Raw genomic sequence first — 20,018 nt, forward strand, 5'->3', positions numbered from 1 at the left:
TTTATGCTATAAGGACGCTCGCCAAGATTGTATGCCTCTTGTGACATCTTTCACTACGTAAATTAATTGATTAATAATGCATCAATGAAAAACCAAATCACCATAATAATCATTATTATCGCTTGAGCGATAGAACTTGCTAAAAATGCTACAACTGAACCAAAACTTGCCTTTAAAGCTTTAGAAAAGTGTGGCTCCTGTATAAATTCAACTACTAACACCGCTATAAACGGGATAATGATTATTCCAAATGGTGGAAAGACAAAACAACCAACGATAACACCAATCAATGCTGCATACTCGCTTAATTTTGATCCACCGAATTTACTGACAAAATATTTATTCATAATGAAATCCGCAATAATAATAAATATTGTGAACAATGCCATCGATACATAAAAAATCCAAGACAAATGATGATTATCAAAGCCGAATTGATAAATTAAGAAACCAATCCACAATATAAGTACTGATGGTATAATTGGTTTAATTAAACCGATAAACGCTAAAACAAATGCTGCTATAATAAATAACCATAAAATCAATGTCATTACAATCTACTCCATACTTTCTTCTGTGAATTTTTGTTCTTTCGTAAAATATATTAAAATCATACCTAAAAATATTGATCCTGCAGAAACAAAGAACACGTTGCCTAAGCCTACCCAGTGACTCATTATACCGCCGAGCAGATTACCACATAATTGTCCTATAACCATCGCATTAGCAAATAATGTAGATGCATAACCAGGAAAATCAGGTAAAATATCTTGGAAATAACTTATACCTAATCCGAGCAAAATTGCTAGGAAAATCGCTAGAAACACCTGGCCCACAATCATCATGATAAGACTGTTAAATACGCCAATACTAAAATAGAATAATCCTCCAAACAAACCTCCAAGTATCAGTAACGTACGTGTAGTCAACTTGGCCGATAAAATACCTAATATGACCATAAATGGTACTTCTAGTCCTGCACAGATACTAGCTAGCACGCCCACTCGACTTTCTGGCTCGTTTAAAAAGTTCGTTACATACAATGGCATATTCAACGTATACATCCATTGTCCTATATGTAATAAAATAAAAGCCAAAAATGGTACAAACAAAACTTTATCTCTCAGCATATTAGGTGCAGCCGCTTCGACATGTGTACTATCTGCTACCGGACGCTTTGTTTGAATATCTTTAAAGAAAAAAACTTGTAATAAAAGTGTGAATAATATGATTGTTATCGTTCCGCCAAATAAACCTGCATATCCTTTAAAACTGAGTAACAACGCACCTATAAGTGGACCGAACAAGAAACCAAATGAAAACATCGAACGTAATACAGCGTTAGCGAATTTCGCTCTATCCTTTGATGTAGAAGTATTGATCGATTCTCTCGCTGACGCATACATTTGTGGCATAGCTGGGGCAAAACAACCTTGAAAAATGGCATACATTGCTATAAAAATCCATATTTCATGAACATAAAAATAAATTGAAAAACTGACTGCGCCCATAAAAAGTGCAGTAATAATAATCGTTTTTCTATTGATACTATGTGTATCAGAAAAACGCGCTACAATTGTATTCATTGTAAATTGGCTAATTGCAGCTAATGCTAATAACAAGCCATATTGGGTAGAAGTCATACCTAAATCATTTGTGGCAAATAACACCAGATACGGTACAGTGATCGCAATTCCCATACCTAACATCATCATATTAACAACAAATAATTTATAATTTTTTATATGTAACAATTCACTAAACATTTAGCGTCCTCTATTCCTATTAAATTCAATATAACTCTTCGCAAAGTTACTTTTATAACTGAACCAAAATATTCAATTGTGAATAATTATTATTCTACGTATTCCATTATTAAATTAATAAATGAATCAACTTGTGGCAACTGTAACATGCTTGGATCATAGCTTAAATAAGTAGAACGAATCAGCGGCTTATCGTCTATATCTACGCGTTGAAACGCAAATTGTTCCTTATCCAAATGTTTCATCATTATTTCTGGCAATATTGTCACGCCAACACCATTTAATAACATTTCTTTACATGTCGCCACTTGGTCAACCGTAATCATCGCATGATAATCTTGACCAATTTGACTACCATACCATTCTTTAATTTGGTTAATATATATAGGGTCAGCCTGAAATTCGATAAACGGCATCTTTTCTACTTCATCATTACGATTTTTTGGATGGATAAAATAATGTTCGTCATTAAATAAATGTGTGTTGCTTAAATTCATCATTTTATTACCACGAATAATCATCACATGGTAATCTCTATGATTCGCTTTAATTTGTTCACTTGATCCTACTTGAACTTGAATTTCTACATTTGGAAATTGTCGTGTATATAAATTCAATACAACCGGCAACAACGTTTGACCTATTAAAGACGAACAACCGATGGAAATGGTACCATTTACTTCGCCGATATGTGCTTGCATCTTATCTAAAAATAGACGCTCTCTATTTAACATATCACGCGCGTGTTCAATAATCATCATACCCTCAGTCGTGGTTATTAATTGCTTTTTTGTACGTATGAATATGTCGACACCAAATGCATTTTCTATCGCTTTTAATCGTTGTGTTACTGCTGGTTGAGAGATATATAAAATTTCTGCTGCTTTCCTGAGCGTTTTTGTCTCATCTAATGTAGTTAACAAGCGATAATCGTCAATCTTCATAATTATCCCCCTATTTTTACAAATACTTAAATATCTTTATTTATGGTGGCCTTACTTGTATCTACTTTGCGTTAATTACTTATATTCAGTAATCTTCAATTCTCGCAGTGTTTACTATAACATGGTTAATGCATGACTAATATAGGGAATTTTGTTTACCACAATTTTAAGATTTTTGAGATGCATTTGAATCTTTAATCTTACTATGATGTGATTTATTTTTGTTTTGATTAGAATGATTATAATGCTTATTGTATTTTTTAATCGACTTATGTTTAGTCTCATTGTATACAGAGTCTTTGTCTTTATGCTTTTTCCCTTTAAATTTTTGTTTATTAAAAGAAGATTGCTTTTGAGAATTCGCTTTTTGTTTTATCTTATGAAAACAATACATAATTTTGTCTTGCATCGTTGTAAAATCTGTATCAATTTTAATCATTAACTGATGTGCGATAATGTATGCTTCGTGATATTGTTTCTTCGTTATTTGTCCTTGATTTAACGCGCGTAATAAGTCGTCTTCATCTACAAGCTCGTATGCTCCACCAGGTAATGCTAATACGTCCAAGCATAAATCAATCGTACGCGCATTTCCTTTTTGCGTAACGTTTTTTATATTTATGTCAAAGTAATATTCTAACGGATTGCCCTTGTCGTCTAACATCACTGTGATACTATAACGCTTTTTTTCAGGTAATATTTGTAACCACTGATAGTTATCATCGGCAACAACAATATTTTGTCCTACCACCGATACTTCTAGCGGTTCACGTACTTTTTTCATCGTTACTAAACCAATAATACCTTTAAATTTGTTATTATTCACTTTGACTTCCGTATACTCTCGGTCAATGATGCGACGCCAGTGACGTTTATCAATATATTTTACTTTCACTGCCACCAACTCCTTGTCATTATTATATAAAACTGAACCTTACATGTCATCTTATGTTTGTTACATTTAAATTTTTAATTAATAGTGAGTAGATAATTATTTTTATTGTACTATATTTCATAGCGCAAAAGCGAAATTGACAATTGTTGAGAACTTTGTTAAATTTTTAATATATTTTTCAGAAAATTCTTTAAAAAGGGAGATAGCCATATGTCAACGACACAAAGACCATTTAGAGCGGATCACGTAGGGAGTTTGCTACGTCCAAAACGCTTAAAAGATGCACGCAAAGATTATCAAAACAACGAAATAGATGCACAAACTTTAAAAAATATAGAAGATGAAGAAATTGAACGCATCATAGATAAACAACTAGAAATTGGTTTACATAGTATTACTGATGGTGAATTCCGCCGAAGTTGGTGGCATTTCGATTTCTTAGAAAACTTGGATGGTGTTGAAGGTTACACATCTGAGCGAGGTTTAACATTTGAAGGTGTAGAAACTAGAAATCACAACGTCAAAGTGGTTGATAAAGTTGCATTCAATCCAAATCATCCCCATTTTGAACACTTTAAATTTTTATATGATAAGGTAAACGGTCGTGCAACAGCAAAAGTTTCAATTCCAAGTCCAAACCAATTATTCCACCCTAATATTTTAAACGAAGAAATATATCCTGACATCAATGATTTTGCACATGATGTAGCAAAGGCTTATCATGATAGTTCACTTAAATTCTATGAGCTTGGTGCACGTTATATTCAACTAGATGATGTGTATTGGGCAAACTTGACTTCTGGAACACAAAACACACGTGGGCGTGATAGAAGTGAATCAGAAAAAGAAATTGCGCGTCAGCTTGCTTATAAAGTGATTAATGAAGCAATCAGTGATTTACCAAAAGATTTATTAATCACAACACATATTTGTCGTGGAAATTATCAATCTACTTGGGCCATTTCTGGTGGTTACGAACCAATCGCACCGTATCTATTCAAAGAACAATTAGATGGTTTCTTCTTAGAATATGACGATAAACGTTCAGGTGATTTCGAACCCTTAAGATTTTTCCCAAAAGACCGTTCATTTGCAGTATTAGGATTATTCACTTCAAAAAACGGTGAGTTAGAAGATAAAGATACTATTTTAAAACGTGTAAAAGAAGCACAAAATTATATAGATTTAGAACAAATTTGTCTAAGTCCGCAATGCGGCTTTGCGTCTACAGAAGAAGGCAATAAATTGACAGAAGAAGAACAATGGAAAAAGTTAGCTTATATTGTTGAAATCGCTAATGAAGTTTTTGGTACTTCAAAATAATATAAACAAGAAACTCGTGTTACTTTCACAAGCGTTTTAATGAGAAAGTAACACGAGTTTGCTTTTATATTTAACTATTAATGTCCAGTGATGATAAAGCATAACGATCGTTAATTTGTTTTAACTCTGGGTAAGTTTCGTTTAACCATTCTTTACTCAATAACTCAAAATGGTTAAATTCAAATGCTGGATGGCACATGCAACCCACAAGCGCATAACCAGCACAATCTTCAATAGACGAGGCAAAAATCGTACCTTTTGGCACTACATGTTGTAATACATCACCGTTTTCGATATGTGGCCCTACAGTTACTTTTTGATAGCTACCGTCTGGGTGTATCATGTGAACAGTTAAAGAAGATCCTGCATGGTAATACCAGATTTCATCGGCATCTATACGATGAAAATGTGATATATTATCATGCGTTAAAAGAAAATATATACTAGAATAAGCTGACCTTTGATTTGAGTTATCAGGTATCTCTTTTATAGTCTCTTTATAATACCCACCTTCTGGATGCGGCTGTAATTGTAATTGTTCAATCCATTTTTGTACTTCTTGATTTTTATCCATGTTATTTCAAATCCACATTATGGAATACATTTTGTACATCTTCTAAATCTTCTAATGCTTCAATTAATTGTTCGAATGTTTCTTGATCTTCTGTTGATAATTCAATATCTGACTGTGGTAACATTTCAAATTCCGCTACTTTAAATGTTTCAACACCTGATGCACGTAATGCATCTTGTACTTGCGCAAATTGATCAGGCTCAGCATATACAATTGTTAAACCATCTTCGTCTATGACATCTCTAACATCTATCTCTTGTTCCATTAAACTTTCTAAGACATCATCCGCTGGCTTGTCTTCAACACCAAATACTGCAGTATGTTCAAACATATAAGCAACAGATCCAGAAACCCCCATATTGCCACCATTTTTACCAAATGCGGCACGAACATCAGATGCGGTTCTATTAACATTATCAGTAAGCGCATCTACAATTATCATTGAACCATTTGAGCCGAATCCTTCATATCGCAACTCATCGTAATTTTCTTCGCCGCCACCTTTAGCTTTTTCAATAGCTTTATCTATAATATGGTTAGGCACAGAATATGTCTTTGCTCTTTCTAATGTTAATCTTAAAGCTTGGTTTGATACTGGATCGGGTTCACCAGATTTAGCCGCTACATAGATTTCTTTACCAAATTTAGCATAAATTCTACTCGTATTCTTATCTTTTTGGGCCTTTTTCTCTTTAATATTATTCCACTTACGTCCCATAATTTCATCTCACTTTCTAATTAAATGCGTATATCAGTACATCATATTATACAATATTTTTATTATATCACATAGATAAACATGCTACTTTGCTTGTATTTTTTATTGATGCTCTCAGTTAAACTTAACTGTTTTGTCATTTATTTAAAGCGAACATTGATAGTTGATCACAAAGGTTCAAATCATATAGGTTGATTTAAATTTATAAATATCACCTTTTAAAGTTGTAAGATAGTAATTTTATAGTATGTATAGCCTTTTTTCACTTGAGTACATATTTCAAAGCGAATTTGAAACGTGTTTGCTTCATTGTAAACTTAGCGTCGATGTACTATAACTTCAAGCTATACCTAGTCAAATAAACACGATTAAAATGATATCAGTTCAATTGTAAAAAGGACTAATCCACAAAATGAACTGCACCCTGTCAAGTAGACAGTGAAAAAAACAAAATGTTTATGGCTACCTTATATTTACGATATAAGGGTAGCCATTTTTAATGTTATTCTTTCTTGATTAAAAAATTCTATATATGAATTAATTGCTTTTATTGCTGTAGCCTTGTCTTTAAAAATCACTTTTTTTCTTCCTCTAAACAATTCACTTTTAATAGTTCCCCATACACCTTCCATAGGTCCATTATCTATGCAACATCCTGGTCGTGACATACTTTGTTTTATACCAAGTTGCTCTAACGTAACTTTAAATAATCTGCTTGTATATTGATATCCTCTGTCGCTATGTAAGAGTATACCTTCGGTATTCGGCACAAGTTTGACTGCTTTTTTGAGCGTATCTAATACAAATTTATTGTTATTTGAGGTACTTAATTTATGACTGATAATCTGTTTGCTGCCTAAGTCATAAATAGCACTTAAGTAAAGTTTTTTACCATTGCTTAGTTTGAATTCTGTAACGTCAGTTAACCATTTTTTATTTGGGATTTGTTCTTCAAATTTTCTATTTAATATATTATGTGCTGTAATTTCAGGTGTTGTTTTAATATATCGTTTTCTTTTAGGGCGGATAGTAGATTTTAGATTCAGTTGATTCATCAATCTATAGACACGTTTATGATTTACTTTTTGATGTAGTTTAAGTCTTAAATATATGTATATACGACGATATCCATATATGCCTTTGTATTTATTGTAGATATCAACGATATCTTTGATCAATTTTTGGTTTTCAATTTCTTTATTTGATGGTTTGCGATGTAACCATTTATAGTAACTTGAACGTGATATCTTTAATACTGAACATAACCAAGCTATCGGATAAAGGTTTTTAAATGCTTTTACCGTTTGGTATGATGCTTTTTGTCTGATGCCTGTTTCATCAACTTCCTTTCTATTTCTTCTTCCTTTTTTAAAACGTCATTTTCCATTTGAAGAAATTTATTTTTCTCTTTAAGTATCTTAATTTCAGCTTTTAATGCCTCTTCAGGTGTTAATACAGACTGGGGTTTCCCTTTTCCACGTCCATCTTTAAGCCCATCATATCCATGCAAGTTGTACTTTTTTACCCAGTTATATACTTGGCTATAATTGATGTTAAAATGATTTGCTGTTGTCTTATACGATTGGCCATGATTCATATAATAATCAACGATTTCTACACGATCTTCAAATGTTAATGATTTATATTTCAATTGATACACCTCGGGTTTTGGAGAATATGTTTTTAATATTTTACCCGACAAATACTTTGAAATCCATTTGTTTACAGTTGAAGTAGTGGGGATATTATATTTAACTACTAAATCAGTTAAAGATAGGCCATCATTTATATATTCGTGCACAACTTTAAGCTTAAATTCATTTGAGTAGGTATTATTTCTCTGAATTGGTAAAAGCACCTTTATTCCATGCTTCTTAAATTTATAATAGTTAATCAATAATGTTCTAGGAGAACAATTTAAATTTAATTTTTGAATTACATTTTTCATACTATATCCTTCTTCATATAAGCTGAAAGCTTTTTGATAAGTTTCAGGTGATAATTTTCTATGAGTCATAAAAAAGCTCCCTTCAAAGTTTACATTTTTAAGTGTCTACTTTGAAGGGAGCATATCAAAATATGGAAAAGTCCCTTTATATCGCGTATGAGATTAATATCTCATATTCGTTCACGCAGTACCGTTATAATCTTTAATATTCGTAACTTAATATAGCGATATTTTTTATGTAATTATGCATTTTTTAATATTTTAGTCTACCTGTGCTTCGATTTCATCTAACAAAGTTTGATACTTCGTATTATTCTCTTCAGTCATCGATAAAAAAACTTTTCTTTCATCTTTTGTTGAACGTAATTTGCTTACACGATCTTGGTTAATTAATCGTCGAATTGACGCTAACACTTTTGTTCGGCTCAAATCTAGTTCAGTCGTCGCAATTTTTAAAAATGGTTGCATCAGCATGTTTTGCTGTCTACAATTTTGCTGTATTATTTCCAAAATCGCAATATCATTCATTGTTAATTTATATTTATTTTCTATATATGACATTACTCTATTATATTTTTTATAAATTTTTAATAACTGCGCTTTATTTTCATCAGTCATTGTTGCTACACCTCCAAACGCTAGTAAGCAATACAATTTCATTATCTCTAAAAAAAGTAGCTCTGTCTTTATCATTTATTTTTATAGCTTTGTCATTATTACGAACACCAGTAAATTAAATTTTATAAAACATATTAAATTGATTATATATTCCATACTCAAATGCTTATTTATAAATATCAATAATGTGGACAGTGTTATAATCGATATCTACACTTAAAAATTCGTCATTAAATGGATGTTCAAACACGTTAATTAGCGGCTTATTATATGCTTCAATTTTTTCTATAAATAAATCAGACCATTGGTATTTCTCACGTAAATTGCATGGTATTACACAATTGATATTTCCATGCATATTATTATAAGTCTCTTTAAAAATTAAATGCTTTTTTCTTAACTTTAAATCTTTAAAATTTATTATTTACGGTTTGTAAATTTTAAATCTTATATATTATTTTTTAAATTTGTTCGCTAGTCTTAATACATATTTGATAATGTGTAATAAATTGATGAATAAGTTGAATCCCATTTCTCGCGGAGAAAACTGACCACGTTTCATACGATTAAAATCATATATTGTATATAATAAGAATAACAATAAACCTACTACTGTAATGATTGTATGGAATATTGGATTATGCACAAACATACCGATGATTCCAGCAACAATCAGTGCGACTAACGTAACAAATAAATATTTACCCATACCTGCAGCGTTATCGACAATAAAATAACCAATTATACCAAATGCGATAAAAGCACCTATTGCTAGTAACACATTTTTATAAAACACTTCTGGCCCTAAATTTTGCAAATAAGCTGTAAATGTAGCATAGGACAATAAACCCACAACTATTGCATATATATGCGAAATAACTAATCCATACTTACGTGCACGATTAGTTAAAACTGTAAATAATACTAATACGAGTAAGACGATAGATAGTGGCTTTCTCCATTCCATAGGTAAAAACTGTCCAAAATAACAGCCAATACCAAAAATAATCCAGTAATAAACAAAGAATAACCATACTTTACCATACGCATGGGATTTGGATTTGTCTTTTTTTGATTTAGAATGCTTTTGATTAATTTGTTGTGTTGATTCAGCCAACCAATTCACTCCTTAGATGTTATAACGTTTTACACATTAATTGAAATTAATTTGCTAATTTGTATAATCAAAGTGCTTAAACGTCGTTATAGTTTTGTTTTTGCTTAAATGTATTACTTTTATTTTCACTATTCCAAGCTATATCAAACATTTTATTATCAATTCTAAAAAGATATTTAAGTTAATTGAAATTTACACATTTTCAAATGTTACAAAGTAATAAATTTTTAAATGAATTTCAACACTCAAATCCCGTTTAAAGTCCATAACAAAAGTATTTATTATATTTACATCCCAACGCACAAAAATGTTAATAATGTTACATCTCTATAACAATAAACACAAGTCGCCTATTTTTTGTTAGTATGTAACATGAATTCAAATAAAGAAAATCAAACAGATATATATAATTTAAAATGAGTTATTTATATAGGTGTGAGGAGGAGTTCTTTTGAAAAAGTTCGCATTTGCAGTAACTGCTGCTTCAGGTGCAGCAGCATTTATTGCTAACCATGAAGCTGAAGCATCAACACAACATACAGTACAATCAGGTGAGTCACTTTGGACAATCTCTGAACAATATGGTGTTTCAGTAGATGAGATTAAACAAAACAATAACCTCGATAACAATATGGTATTTCCGGGACAAGTTATCGAAATTGGTGGAAGTGGTCAAAGCTCAAGTTCAAACACTTCTTCACAAACATCAGGTGGTTCTTCACATACAGTTAAATCTGGTGAATCATTAAACATCATTGCTAATAATTACGGTGTTTCAGTAGATGCATTAATGTCAGAAAATAATCTAAATGGTTATTTAATCCATCCTGGTCAATCACTTACGATTCCTAATGGGTCAAGTGTTGGTGGTTCTGGTGGTTCTGGTAACACTGCTACACAAACACCTTCTACTGGTAATTCTTCTGCTAGTGACGCTAATTTATATGATTGGGGTCAATGTACATGGCATGTATTTAACCGTAGAGCAGAAACTGGACAACCAATTAGTACATATTGGTGGAACGCTGATCACTGGGCTAACAATGCTGCTGCAGACGGCTATACAGTAAACAATACGCCAACTGCTGGTTCTATCATGCAAAATTATGAAGGTCCAATTGGTCATGTTGCATATGTTGAGCAAGTAAACCCTGATGGCAGTATTTTAATATCAGAAATGAATTATAATACACCTCCAGGTACAGTAGATTATCGTACAATTCCAGCATCTACTGCTTCTAGTTATAATTATATTCATTAAGATAACCAAAATAAATGATTAAAAAAAGAGGAAAGACTTAAACCTCTTTATCAAACAAATATACGTCAATTTCTATGGAAACCATATAGAAATTGACGTTTTCTTTTGCTCAATTTTCATCTCTTGATTCATTGTTTTGATTAAATAAGTATGTACTGCCTTCATCCAAATTGTGATCATGTTAAATCAATATATTCATGAGATAAACCTGTACTACTATCTCATTTATATTGAAATATATTTTTAGCTTTTTAACTTCTTTCTCTTTTCTTCCCCTTGTTCAATTATTTCATTAATCACCTCTACCAATTGAGTTATGCAACATAACAAATAACACCACTGCTTACTTTATATTATAATTCCGCCAGTGATTTGAGTCGACTTCTGTGAAAGTCCACAAGCCGAATACTGCTGTATAAGGCAATACCTAAGAAAAAGAGCGCACGCACAAAAAAATGCCGACAAAATCAGAGACTTGGTCGGCAGACTGAAAGGAGTAATCCTATTGTATATAGATTACTCCTTTATCTTGAGAATAAGATGTAGTACTTAAACTCATTCTTAAATTTATTTAGTATTAACCTTTGTTAATACTTATAAAACAAGATTGATTACAAAATATATTAAAGCAGCTAATAACGCAGAAATAGGTAGTGTGATTACCCAAGTAATAATCATACGTTGTGCAGTATTCCATTTCACACCTTTAATACGGTTAGAAGAACCTACACCTAATATAGATGAAGACACGACATGCGTCGTTGAAAGTGGAAAATGTAATGATGACGCAACAAAAATAGTTAAAGCAGAAGATAAATCAGCTGCTGCACCATTAGCTGGACGTATTTTCATTATGTTTCCACCAACTGTTTTGATGATTTTCCAACCACCAACAGCTGTACCTAACCCCATCGCAGTAGCACAGGCAACCTTAACCCATAGTTGAGGCTCGGTGCTTGTACCGGTTTGGATATTCGCAACTATAAGCGCTAAAGTAATAATACCCATTGATTTTTGTGCATCATTTGTACCATGTGAAAATGATTGTAATGAAGCAGTGAAAATTTGGAAAAATCTAAAATTACGATTTGTTTTCGTAAGATTTGCATTTTTGAAAACTACTTTAACAATTGAATACATAATAAAACCAACACAAAACGCAATAACTGGTGATAAAAGTAATACAATTATTATTTTTGTAAAGCCTTGATAGTGTAGTACAGCAAATGTACCTTGCGAAGCAATTGCTGCACCAGCGATTGAGCCAATTAATGCATGTGAAGATGAACTAGGTATTCCAAAAAACCAAGTTACTAAATTCCAAATGATTGCTGCCAAAATAGCAGCTAAAACCACAACTAGACCATTTTCTAATTTAAATGGATCTACAATATCTTTTGTTATCGTACTTGCAACTCCAGTAAATGTTAATGCACCAATAAAGTTCATAACTGACGCCAAAATAATCGCAGTTCTAGGAGTTAATGCACGTGTTGAAACAGCAGTAGCGACGGCATTGGCTGTATCATGGAAACCATTGATAAAGTCAAATATCAAAGAAAAAATAACGATAGCTACTGTGATAATCAAAATATATTCCATAAGTTAGGACTCCTTAGCTATTTTTCATTATTATTGTTTCAAAGTTATTCGCTACAGCTTGACATTTATCGGCAATTTCTTCTAGACTTTCATAAATCTCTTTGATTTTAATAAGTGTGATAGGATCAGTTTCACTGTTAAAAATATGTTTAATTGACTGGCGTAATATACCATCACAGTTAGTTTCAAATTCTTTAATATTAATAGAATGAATGCGCATGTGAGATAATTTTTTATCGACAAGTAAGCCTACTGCTAATTTCATTTCAGCAATAGCTTTTTGGATATTATCAACAAATTCAGCCATATATTCATCTGTATATTCTATAGAGTACATTTCAAACATTGCTGATGTTTCTTCAATTGCATCTAAAACATCATCAATAGCGTTACATAAAGAGAGGATGTCCTCACGTTCAATAGGTGTAATGAATGTTTGGTTCAAATCCGAAATCACTTGATGCATAAGCTCATCACCATGCGATTCGTATGTTTTAATGTTATCTGAGTACGCTTTAAGGTCTAAGTGTGTATTAAAATCCATTTTACCAAATTCAATTGCTGCACGGTCTAAGTTGAAAACCATTTCTTCAAGTTTCACCATGAACTTATCTTTTTTCTTGTTAAACATTCAAAAAATCCTCCATTTACAGTGACCAATACAATCACCTTCAATAAATTTAAAAAATTACATTCTTTTCTAGACAAATTAAAATTGGCAAGATTTACAATACACCCATTACTTTTTTTGATTTATTAATATTATGTAAATGAGTATTTGCTTACTAGGTTTAAAAAATCTCACAAATGTTGATTTGTCCTTATTTGAAAATAGCACAAATTTAACAATCCTACAATTAAGTTTACAAATTCTTAACATTACATTTTCGTTAAATTAATAATTGTGTGTATATTGTTCTGTCGTATTTATAATTTTTCAAAAATGATTAAGAAACTGATAAATTCATACATCAAAACGCACAATAGCAATAATTGCATAATTATTATTTATAATCAACAATTATTTTTCTATATTTTTCAGAATTAGCATACGTCAAATTATTTCAAGATAGCACTTATCTTAAAATTCATGACAATAAATATTTCCGTCAACGGTTCATTTAATACACAATAGCGTCAAATGTGAATATATTGTTTATTTTAATTACAGTAAATATAACTAAATAACAAAAAATGGCAATCCCTTTAGCAAAATTAGGGATCGCCACTTTGGCGCTAACCACGTCATTCATGTCTCAAGCTCTGCGTTTTTACACTTTGTGTAAATTTCGGTCCATCATAGTCGATAAATACAATATTTAAACATCTTTATTTGTCAACGCATTTTCATACATTGCATATGAACAGTTTCAAAAGTCAGATAACCTTTCAACAATTTCATTTTGGTTTGGAAAAACAAACTGTACTTTCGTTCCTTTATTGATTTCAGAATTGATATGAACAGTTATAGCTAATTTTTCTTTTACATTTTTTACCAGATATAGCCCTATACCAGAAGACGTCGTTTCATTACGATTTTTCGTTGAGGTGAAACCTTTATCAAAAATTCTTGGCAAGTCTTTTTTACTTATTCCCCTACCTTCATCCTCAATTTCCAACGTCACATGGTTTTCAATCAGCCTTCCACTTATATAAATTGTGCTATTTTCACTATATTTAATAGCATTAGAAAGAATTTGTCTTATCATCATTCGACACCATTTCGTATCTGTATATACTTTATAATCGTCTTCAAATTCAAGATCAAAACCAATGCCTTTCGCTTGGCTAATATACCTAGTAATCTGTATTTCATCTATGACTAAGCGTTTTAAATACACATATTCATAATACATATCTTTATTTTGTGACTCTAATCGAGTCAAAAACAGATGTTTATCTAACATATCGTTGATACGTGTCCATTCAAATAGTAGTGCTCGTCTTCTATTGTCATCATTTTCTTTTTCAATCAATAATTTCAATGCAGTGACTGGCGTCTTAATATCATGCACGAAATCTGTTAACGCAGCTTCAGTAGATTTAATTTGTTGTTTTTGTTCAGTCACTAATTTTTTTTGTGTCGTAATTTGATCATATAAATAGTCTAACATCTCTTGTTGAAATGGCGTATCTGCCAGTGATTTATGCTTTAACGCTTCGGGCTCTATATTATCATCTAAGTGTTTATAAAACTTAACTTCTTTTAAGTATGTAAATACTAAAAAAATACAACTTAATCCTATATTTAAAATAATTATATATAAAACACTGTTTACATTTAAATCATAATCTAAAAATGCAATACCTAAAAAGATGAATTGCAAAATGATTAACCAAAATATCCAGTTTTTCCGTGAACGGAGAAATAACACAACCCATTTAATACTATCCATGAGCCATGTATCCCTTACCGATTTTAGTTTCAATTGCATCTTTCATATTTATATCTGCAAGTTTCTTTCTTAAACGATTCACATTTACAGTTAAGGTATTATCACTGACAAACGCCTCATCGTCCCAAAGTGCAGTTATCAGTGTGTCTCTAGTTACAATCGTATCTTGTTTTTTTACTAACATCTCTAAAATAATCATTTCTGTTTTAGATAAGTATATGACTTGATCACCTTTATTGATACTATCCTTTGTAAGATCGAGTGTCGCTTCTTGCCAAGTTATGACCCTTTTTTCATCTATACTAAATTGATAAACGCGTCTATATATCGCTTGTAACTTAGCAATTAAAATATTCGTATTAAATGGTTTTTGAACATAGTCGTCTGCGCCTAATTCCATGCTCATTACTTGATCCATTGGGTTATCTCTTGAGGATAAAAATAAAATTGGTGTATTTGATATTTCTCGAATCTTTCTCGTCCAGTAAAATCCATCATATTTCGGTAGTTTAACATCCATAATGACTATGGCTGGATCCACCGCTTGAAACTTCTCTATTACAAGATTAAAATCATCGATACCATTCACATTAAAATCCCACTGTTCCAACTCTTCACTAAGTTCTTTAAATAAAGTCATATCATCTTCCACTAATAAGATTTCCATAAGTTCACCTCAACTATTTTGTATATTTTATATTTTCTCCAGAATTAATTCGACCTTGGTAATGTTTAATACGGCAATCAATTTCAAATCCTCTCATCATTAAATCTTGGAAAGGTGACTGTAATAAATAATATATCGGCCAAGTTAATTTCGGGATATAATCAAACAGGTGTACGATAACTTGTTGTGTATCTTTTAATTTGCGAAACTCTAATTTCCCTTGCTTTTTTAAATTAGGTTTTACAATACTACCACTTACAAGATACAACGTTATGATATCTTTTTCAGTCTTCGACTTACGTAGTACTAGTATAGGATTACGCTTATTTTTCATATAAACGATAAAATTATCACCTTGTTTTGCTGTATGTAATAATGTACCTTTCGTTTCATCTAGCCATTTAAAATAGTATGTGACCATTTGATTTAATGTCCAATTCATCGGTAATTGTATACTTAGCGCACTTCTTACATCATCGTATTTCGATGTTTGTAACTCAACTGCTACGTGTGGGCGTGCCACTTGTGCTGTCGTCTCTTCTACTTCAGTGCCATATGCCGATAAACGTCTTTTCGTTTCAACATCGAAACGACTACCACTAATATATATAATCTTACTCACACCTTGTTTTGCTGTAGCTCTACCAAAATTATCTGCAGCTATCAAATTGATATCCCTAGCAGTTGCATGTGTTAACTTAGCAGAATGCTTGGTAGGGTCCAAATAATATATTGCAATGTCTATACCTTCCATAGCAGTTAAAACATCATTATAATTATAAATGTCCTTTTCAAGCCAAATAATTTCTTTATATTCTCTTTCTTTAGGATACTTAGACAATGTGTATAAGATCCCTTCATCTTTAATGGATTCAATTAGATTCTTTCCTATATATCCTGTTACGCCCGCAAGCAATATATTCGGTTTCATTATACGACACCCTTTATCATATATTTTTTCTTATTTTAATTATTCCCTAGTAAATTCATGTTAATGATGTTACGTTATACTATAACTGAGTTTTAAAAAATGAAAATGAGGAGTGGACATATATGGTTCATCAAATTCGAGAAATTGGTATCAACGATATAGAACCTTTTATAAAACTATTAAGTACGATTTATGATGAATCTGATTATTTGATATACAATCCCGGCGAGTATGCACCCTCTAATACAGATGCTATCGCAACCTTAGAACATTATATAACTTCTCCTTCTAATGCAATTTATATTGCAGAAAACAATGGTGAACTTGTAGGATTTGCAATTGTCACTACCGAAAATTTCGAACGCACACGGCATGAAGCACATTTTTCTATGGGCGTTATAAGGCATTATCGCGAAAAAGGATTAGGACAATCATTAATTAATTCCATTGAAGCATGGTGTCTCAATCATGACATTCATCGTATTGAAGTTGAAGTCGTTCCCGAAAATACGACTGCTGTTGATTTATTTAAAAGTGCAAACTATCAAGTCGAAGGAGAACTTAAAGATAAACTATTTATTGAACATCGCTATTATAATAAATATATCATGGCCAAATTACTAATTTAATAAATTAAATGTAATGAGTTAGTAAATATTTCCTTAATTGCAGTTTAATCGTTTTTTGATAATTATCCAAATAACAACATATTCTTTTTGAAAATTTTAGCAATAATATCATTATAGAATTATATATGATACCAAGACAAACTTAGCGCACAACTTCTTTCGATTCTCACACCGATAATACTTCTATTTTATTCTCAAACATATAGTCAAAATGAACTAACAAATAAATATGAATCTATTCAATATTAATAAAAACACTTCCGTATGAATACATCTCATTTGCATTCAACGAAAGTGCTTTTTTATTTCAAAATCTTTATAAAGTTGAGGTTATTTGATTCAAACATGGTTACCCATTGTCAACCTAGTACGGGTTTAATTCAACACCATTTGGATTTGCATCTTCAGATTGATATTCCGTTTCAACACCTGAGGAAGTAGTATTTCTACTTAAAAACCTTAAGACGTCTTTCATATTTTGCTGCGACTCTGGCAATTCCATATGAAATTGATACTGATGTCTCAATTTATGTGAACCGTCATAAAATAATGTATCAACTGGTACGTCTGTTGACTTTAATTTTTTATAGAATTCAATATTTTGACTATAAAATGGGTCAGCATCACCCACTGATAAAAATGTTGGAGGGTAATCCTCTGTAACTTGATTGATAGTAGACATCTCACTTATATACTTAAATTGTTGTTCCCAATCGCGCTTCCCAGTGTAGCTTTCCATAAAGAGTTGAATTCTTGGGAATTCTGTTGCTCTAACTGTTTTCATGTCATAAAATCCACCAAAAAAGATGGCAGCTTTAAGCTGGTCCGGTTCGAATTGTTGCTTAAAGTTCATGTCTTCTCTTAAAGATTCATTTGTTTGTATCGCTGTGAATTGACTTGATAATTGTGCACCTGCGGAATCACCACCAAAGATAACTTGATTAAAATCAATAGGCAATTCATGTTTATTTCTCTTAATAAAACTCACCGCTTGATCAATCTGTTGTAATTGCATAGGATATTTAAAATCTGGTGCAAGTGCATAATTAATATTCACCACTATATATCCCTGTTCAGCAATCTTAGATAATAATGGATTTTTATATTGTTTATCTCCTGCAATAAATCCTCCACCATGCATCCAAAAGATTACTGGCAGTTTATTATCTTGATCCAATTCATTCGGAGTTAATATATCAAGTCGACTATTTGGCAATCCTTTACCATAAGTGATGTTTGTAAAAGCATTCACATTTTTATTATTAATTTGAACTTTTTCGTGTACTTTACCCGTGTTTTGTCTATCATACTGTAGTTTTAAAAGTACTGCCATAACTACTACAACAGTGACAATGATAAAAGTTGTGATAAGGGTCCATTTATGTTTTTTCTTCATAGATTACCTTTCCTTTCGGAAGCATTGTACCATAATAAATAAGTTCACAATAGTATTACAGAGATAATGAAGTAGAAAACTCAGCTTGCATATGTTGGCAAGCTGAGCTATATCATATATAAATTATGTTTTCACTTTTAAAGATTAAGCAATAAATTTCTTGTTTTGTCGTTTTCTACTGTAATACTTAATAAGTACTCCAATAACAACAATTAAACCAACATATCCCATTATTGGATATAAGTAGTTAATTAATCCTGCGAAACCTACAAAACTTAAACCATAAGCCACAATTACCATAACTATAATAAAGATATGATACTTTTTACTGTATGGTTCTGTAAATCTCGCTGCAAATGAATACATTAAACCTAAAATTGTATTATACATTACTACTAACATAATTACCGATAGCACAAGCGCTATCCAAGGATTAATTGCATTTGCTAACGTTAACATCGGAATATCTGCATCTTTGATTTTTGGGAATTCAGACTGTAATGCAAAGTTAATTAACGCTAATAGTATGGTATAAATAATACCTCCAAATAACGCGCCAGCGCCTGAAACGCGACGTCTTGAAGCATCGCCACCTATAGCGACAATAGTACTGAATCCTACAGCAAATGCAAGACCACCATAGTTAATACCTTTAAGTATACCGAGCCATAAGCTGTCATGTGGTACAGTTTCGTTAACTTTCCCAAGTGAAATACTACCATTGAAAAGATAGTACGCAGCAATAATAACTACTAATATAATTAAGAATGGCGTAACGATACCTAAAGCTCGTACAATTTTATTAAAGTCCATCAATAGTGTGATATATATTGCAATTACCATTATCAATGCACCTAACCACGTCGGTACACCGAAACTTTCTTGAAATGTTGATCCTGCTCCAGCAATCATAGTGACTGAAATACCAAATAGGAAAAAGATAAGTAAGTAGTCTACAATTTTACTGAATGCATTTCCAAATAAATAGTCTAAAGTTGATTCATGGTTTTGTGCGTCAAACGCAGTACCAATTTTTGCAACTTGTCTACCAATAAATCCTAAAATTAGCCCAGAAAGTAAAACACCAATATATGACCATAAGCCATATGGTGAGAAGAATTGCATAACTTCCTGTCCTGTTGAAAAGCCAGCACCTACGACGATACCGACATAAGCGAAACCAATTTTTATAGCTTCTTTATTCAACCCCATGTGATAAATAACCTCCTCATA

Annotated in this window: 20 protein-coding genes; 3 read left to right on the forward strand and 17 right to left on the reverse strand. The window is 31.5% G+C overall.

The window, feature by feature from the left end; translation table 11 throughout:
• Nucleotides 1-62: 62 nt before the first annotated feature.
• The 4 genes from NST87_RS10620 to NST87_RS10635 form a co-directional block, all read right to left on the reverse strand.
• Nucleotides 63-551 (reverse strand): DUF456 domain-containing protein, encoded by a 489-nt coding sequence (locus NST87_RS10620; RefSeq protein ID WP_019468182.1) that lies wholly within the window; start codon nucleotides 549-551, stop codon nucleotides 63-65.
• A 6-nt stretch (nucleotides 552-557) separates the two neighbouring features.
• Nucleotides 558-1,766, reverse strand: coding sequence for a sugar efflux transporter (locus NST87_RS10625; RefSeq protein ID WP_019468181.1), 1,209 nt, complete (start codon nucleotides 1,764-1,766; stop codon nucleotides 558-560).
• 89 nt (nucleotides 1,767-1,855) lie between these two features.
• Nucleotides 1,856-2,710: a LysR family transcriptional regulator gene (locus NST87_RS10630; RefSeq protein WP_019468180.1), complete on the reverse strand. Its 855-nt coding sequence runs from the start codon at nucleotides 2,708-2,710 to the stop codon at nucleotides 1,856-1,858.
• Nucleotides 2,711-2,876: 166 nt separating this feature from the next.
• A complete protein-coding gene (locus tag NST87_RS10635) occupies nucleotides 2,877-3,605 on the reverse strand; it encodes a DUF402 domain-containing protein (RefSeq protein ID WP_064264637.1) in 729 nt (242 codons plus the stop codon).
• Nucleotides 3,606-3,815: 210 nt separating this feature from the next.
• On the opposite strand from NST87_RS10635, the gene NST87_RS10640 reads away from it, so the two are divergent.
• On the forward strand, nucleotides 3,816-4,928 hold the full coding sequence (locus NST87_RS10640) for a 5-methyltetrahydropteroyltriglutamate--homocysteine S-methyltransferase (protein WP_019468178.1): 1,113 nt from the start codon (nucleotides 3,816-3,818) through the stop codon (nucleotides 4,926-4,928).
• Nucleotides 4,929-4,998: 70 nt separating this feature from the next.
• Here NST87_RS10640 and NST87_RS10645 read toward each other — a convergent pair whose 3' ends face one another.
• The 6 genes from NST87_RS10645 to NST87_RS10675 form a co-directional block, all read right to left on the reverse strand.
• Nucleotides 4,999-5,502: a cupin domain-containing protein gene (locus NST87_RS10645; protein WP_019468177.1), complete on the reverse strand. Its 504-nt coding sequence runs from the start codon at nucleotides 5,500-5,502 to the stop codon at nucleotides 4,999-5,001.
• Nucleotide 5,503: 1 nt separating this feature from the next.
• Complete coding sequence (locus tag NST87_RS10650) at nucleotides 5,504-6,220, reverse strand: YebC/PmpR family DNA-binding transcriptional regulator (protein WP_019468176.1); 717 nt, start codon at nucleotides 6,218-6,220, stop codon at nucleotides 5,504-5,506.
• A gap of 473 nt (nucleotides 6,221-6,693) precedes the next feature.
• A protein-coding gene (locus NST87_RS13845; RefSeq protein WP_437129139.1) for an IS3 family transposase occupies nucleotides 6,694-8,237 on the reverse strand; the annotation gives its coding sequence in 2 pieces (ribosomal slippage) (nucleotides 6,694-7,560 and nucleotides 7,563-8,237; 1,542 coding nt in all).
• A gap of 192 nt (nucleotides 8,238-8,429) precedes the next feature.
• Nucleotides 8,430-8,786 (reverse strand): transcriptional regulator, SarA/Rot family, encoded by a 357-nt coding sequence (locus NST87_RS10665; RefSeq protein ID WP_019468175.1) that lies wholly within the window; start codon nucleotides 8,784-8,786, stop codon nucleotides 8,430-8,432.
• A gap of 166 nt (nucleotides 8,787-8,952) precedes the next feature.
• Nucleotides 8,953-9,144 (reverse strand): hypothetical protein, encoded by a 192-nt coding sequence (locus tag NST87_RS10670; RefSeq protein WP_040029950.1) that lies wholly within the window; start codon nucleotides 9,142-9,144, stop codon nucleotides 8,953-8,955.
• Nucleotides 9,145-9,240: 96 nt separating this feature from the next.
• A complete protein-coding gene (locus tag NST87_RS10675; protein ID WP_040029951.1) occupies nucleotides 9,241-9,903 on the reverse strand; it encodes a Bax inhibitor-1/YccA family protein in 663 nt (220 codons plus the stop codon).
• 451 nt (nucleotides 9,904-10,354) lie between these two features.
• Here NST87_RS10675 and NST87_RS10680 point away from each other — a divergent pair, with 451 nt between their 5' ends.
• A complete protein-coding gene (locus NST87_RS10680; protein WP_019468172.1) occupies nucleotides 10,355-11,164 on the forward strand; it encodes a LysM peptidoglycan-binding domain-containing protein in 810 nt (269 codons plus the stop codon).
• 594 nt (nucleotides 11,165-11,758) lie between these two features.
• Here NST87_RS10680 and NST87_RS10685 read toward each other — a convergent pair.
• From NST87_RS10685 to NST87_RS10705, 5 genes are all read right to left on the reverse strand, one after another.
• Nucleotides 11,759-12,766 carry an inorganic phosphate transporter gene (locus NST87_RS10685; RefSeq protein ID WP_019468171.1) on the reverse strand — a complete coding sequence of 336 codons (1,008 nt, stop codon included), beginning with the start codon at nucleotides 12,764-12,766 and terminating at the stop codon, nucleotides 11,759-11,761.
• 13 nt (nucleotides 12,767-12,779) lie between these two features.
• Nucleotides 12,780-13,397 carry a DUF47 domain-containing protein gene (locus NST87_RS10690; protein ID WP_019468170.1) on the reverse strand — a complete coding sequence of 206 codons (618 nt, stop codon included), beginning with the start codon at nucleotides 13,395-13,397 and terminating at the stop codon, nucleotides 12,780-12,782.
• A gap of 739 nt (nucleotides 13,398-14,136) precedes the next feature.
• Nucleotides 14,137-15,162 carry a sensor histidine kinase gene (locus NST87_RS10695; RefSeq protein ID WP_019468169.1) on the reverse strand — a complete coding sequence of 342 codons (1,026 nt, stop codon included), beginning with the start codon at nucleotides 15,160-15,162 and terminating at the stop codon, nucleotides 14,137-14,139.
• Complete coding sequence (locus NST87_RS10700; RefSeq protein ID WP_019468168.1) at nucleotides 15,155-15,829, reverse strand: response regulator transcription factor; 675 nt, start codon at nucleotides 15,827-15,829, stop codon at nucleotides 15,155-15,157. Before NST87_RS10700 ends, NST87_RS10695 begins: the two co-directional genes overlap by 8 nt.
• Before the next feature lie 13 nt (nucleotides 15,830-15,842).
• Nucleotides 15,843-16,760, reverse strand: coding sequence for an NAD-dependent epimerase/dehydratase family protein (locus NST87_RS10705; protein WP_040029952.1), 918 nt, complete (start codon nucleotides 16,758-16,760; stop codon nucleotides 15,843-15,845).
• A 122-nt stretch (nucleotides 16,761-16,882) separates the two neighbouring features.
• On the opposite strand from NST87_RS10705, the gene NST87_RS10710 reads away from it, so the two are divergent.
• Nucleotides 16,883-17,389 carry a GNAT family N-acetyltransferase gene (locus NST87_RS10710; protein ID WP_019468166.1) on the forward strand — a complete coding sequence of 169 codons (507 nt, stop codon included), beginning with the start codon at nucleotides 16,883-16,885 and terminating at the stop codon, nucleotides 17,387-17,389.
• 364 nt (nucleotides 17,390-17,753) lie between these two features.
• Here the strand turns inward: NST87_RS10710 and NST87_RS10715 are convergent, their stop codons facing one another.
• On the reverse strand, nucleotides 17,754-18,785 hold the full coding sequence (locus tag NST87_RS10715) for an alpha/beta hydrolase (protein WP_019468165.1): 1,032 nt from the start codon (nucleotides 18,783-18,785) through the stop codon (nucleotides 17,754-17,756).
• 144 nt (nucleotides 18,786-18,929) lie between these two features.
• Entirely contained in the window at nucleotides 18,930-19,997 is a 1,068-nt protein-coding gene (locus tag NST87_RS10720) for a YkvI family membrane protein (protein ID WP_019468164.1), read from the reverse strand.
• Nucleotides 19,998-20,018: the final 21 nt, after the last annotated feature.

It is taken from the genome of Staphylococcus sp. FSL W8-0271, from assembly GCF_038006605.1.
In the GTDB taxonomy this organism is placed as follows: domain Bacteria; phylum Bacillota; class Bacilli; order Staphylococcales; family Staphylococcaceae; genus Staphylococcus; species Staphylococcus cohnii.

What these genes read in the sequence shown, in the direction of transcription:
- NST87_RS10620 (WP_019468182.1), bottom strand. Translation starts at nt 551, where the DNA reads ATGACATTGATTTTATGGTTATTTATTATAGCAGCATTTGTTTTAGCG.
- NST87_RS10625 (WP_019468181.1), bottom strand. Translation starts at nt 1,766, where the DNA reads ATGTTTAGTGAATTGTTACATATAAAAAATTATAAATTATTTGTTGTT.
- NST87_RS10630 (WP_019468180.1), bottom strand. Translation starts at nt 2,710, where the DNA reads ATGAAGATTGACGATTATCGCTTGTTAACTACATTAGATGAGACAAAA.
- NST87_RS10640 (WP_019468178.1), top strand. Translation starts at nt 3,816, where the DNA reads ATGTCAACGACACAAAGACCATTTAGAGCGGATCACGTAGGGAGTTTG.
- NST87_RS10645 (WP_019468177.1), bottom strand. Translation starts at nt 5,502, where the DNA reads ATGGATAAAAATCAAGAAGTACAAAAATGGATTGAACAATTACAATTA.
- NST87_RS10650 (WP_019468176.1), bottom strand. Translation starts at nt 6,220, where the DNA reads ATGGGACGTAAGTGGAATAATATTAAAGAGAAAAAGGCCCAAAAAGAT.
- NST87_RS10665 (WP_019468175.1), bottom strand. Translation starts at nt 8,786, where the DNA reads ATGACTGATGAAAATAAAGCGCAGTTATTAAAAATTTATAAAAAATAT.
- NST87_RS10670 (WP_040029950.1), bottom strand. Translation starts at nt 9,144, where the DNA reads ATGCATGGAAATATCAATTGTGTAATACCATGCAATTTACGTGAGAAA.
- NST87_RS10685 (WP_019468171.1), bottom strand. Translation starts at nt 12,766, where the DNA reads ATGGAATATATTTTGATTATCACAGTAGCTATCGTTATTTTTTCTTTG.
- NST87_RS10690 (WP_019468170.1), bottom strand. Translation starts at nt 13,397, where the DNA reads ATGTTTAACAAGAAAAAAGATAAGTTCATGGTGAAACTTGAAGAAATG.
- NST87_RS10695 (WP_019468169.1), bottom strand. Translation starts at nt 15,162, where the DNA reads ATGGATAGTATTAAATGGGTTGTGTTATTTCTCCGTTCACGGAAAAAC.
- NST87_RS10700 (WP_019468168.1), bottom strand. Translation starts at nt 15,829, where the DNA reads ATGGAAATCTTATTAGTGGAAGATGATATGACTTTATTTAAAGAACTT.
- NST87_RS10705 (WP_040029952.1), bottom strand. Translation starts at nt 16,760, where the DNA reads ATGAAACCGAATATATTGCTTGCGGGCGTAACAGGATATATAGGAAAG.
- NST87_RS10710 (WP_019468166.1), top strand. Translation starts at nt 16,883, where the DNA reads ATGGTTCATCAAATTCGAGAAATTGGTATCAACGATATAGAACCTTTT.
- NST87_RS10715 (WP_019468165.1), bottom strand. Translation starts at nt 18,785, where the DNA reads ATGAAGAAAAAACATAAATGGACCCTTATCACAACTTTTATCATTGTC.
- NST87_RS10720 (WP_019468164.1), bottom strand. Translation starts at nt 19,997, where the DNA reads ATGGGGTTGAATAAAGAAGCTATAAAAATTGGTTTCGCTTATGTCGGT.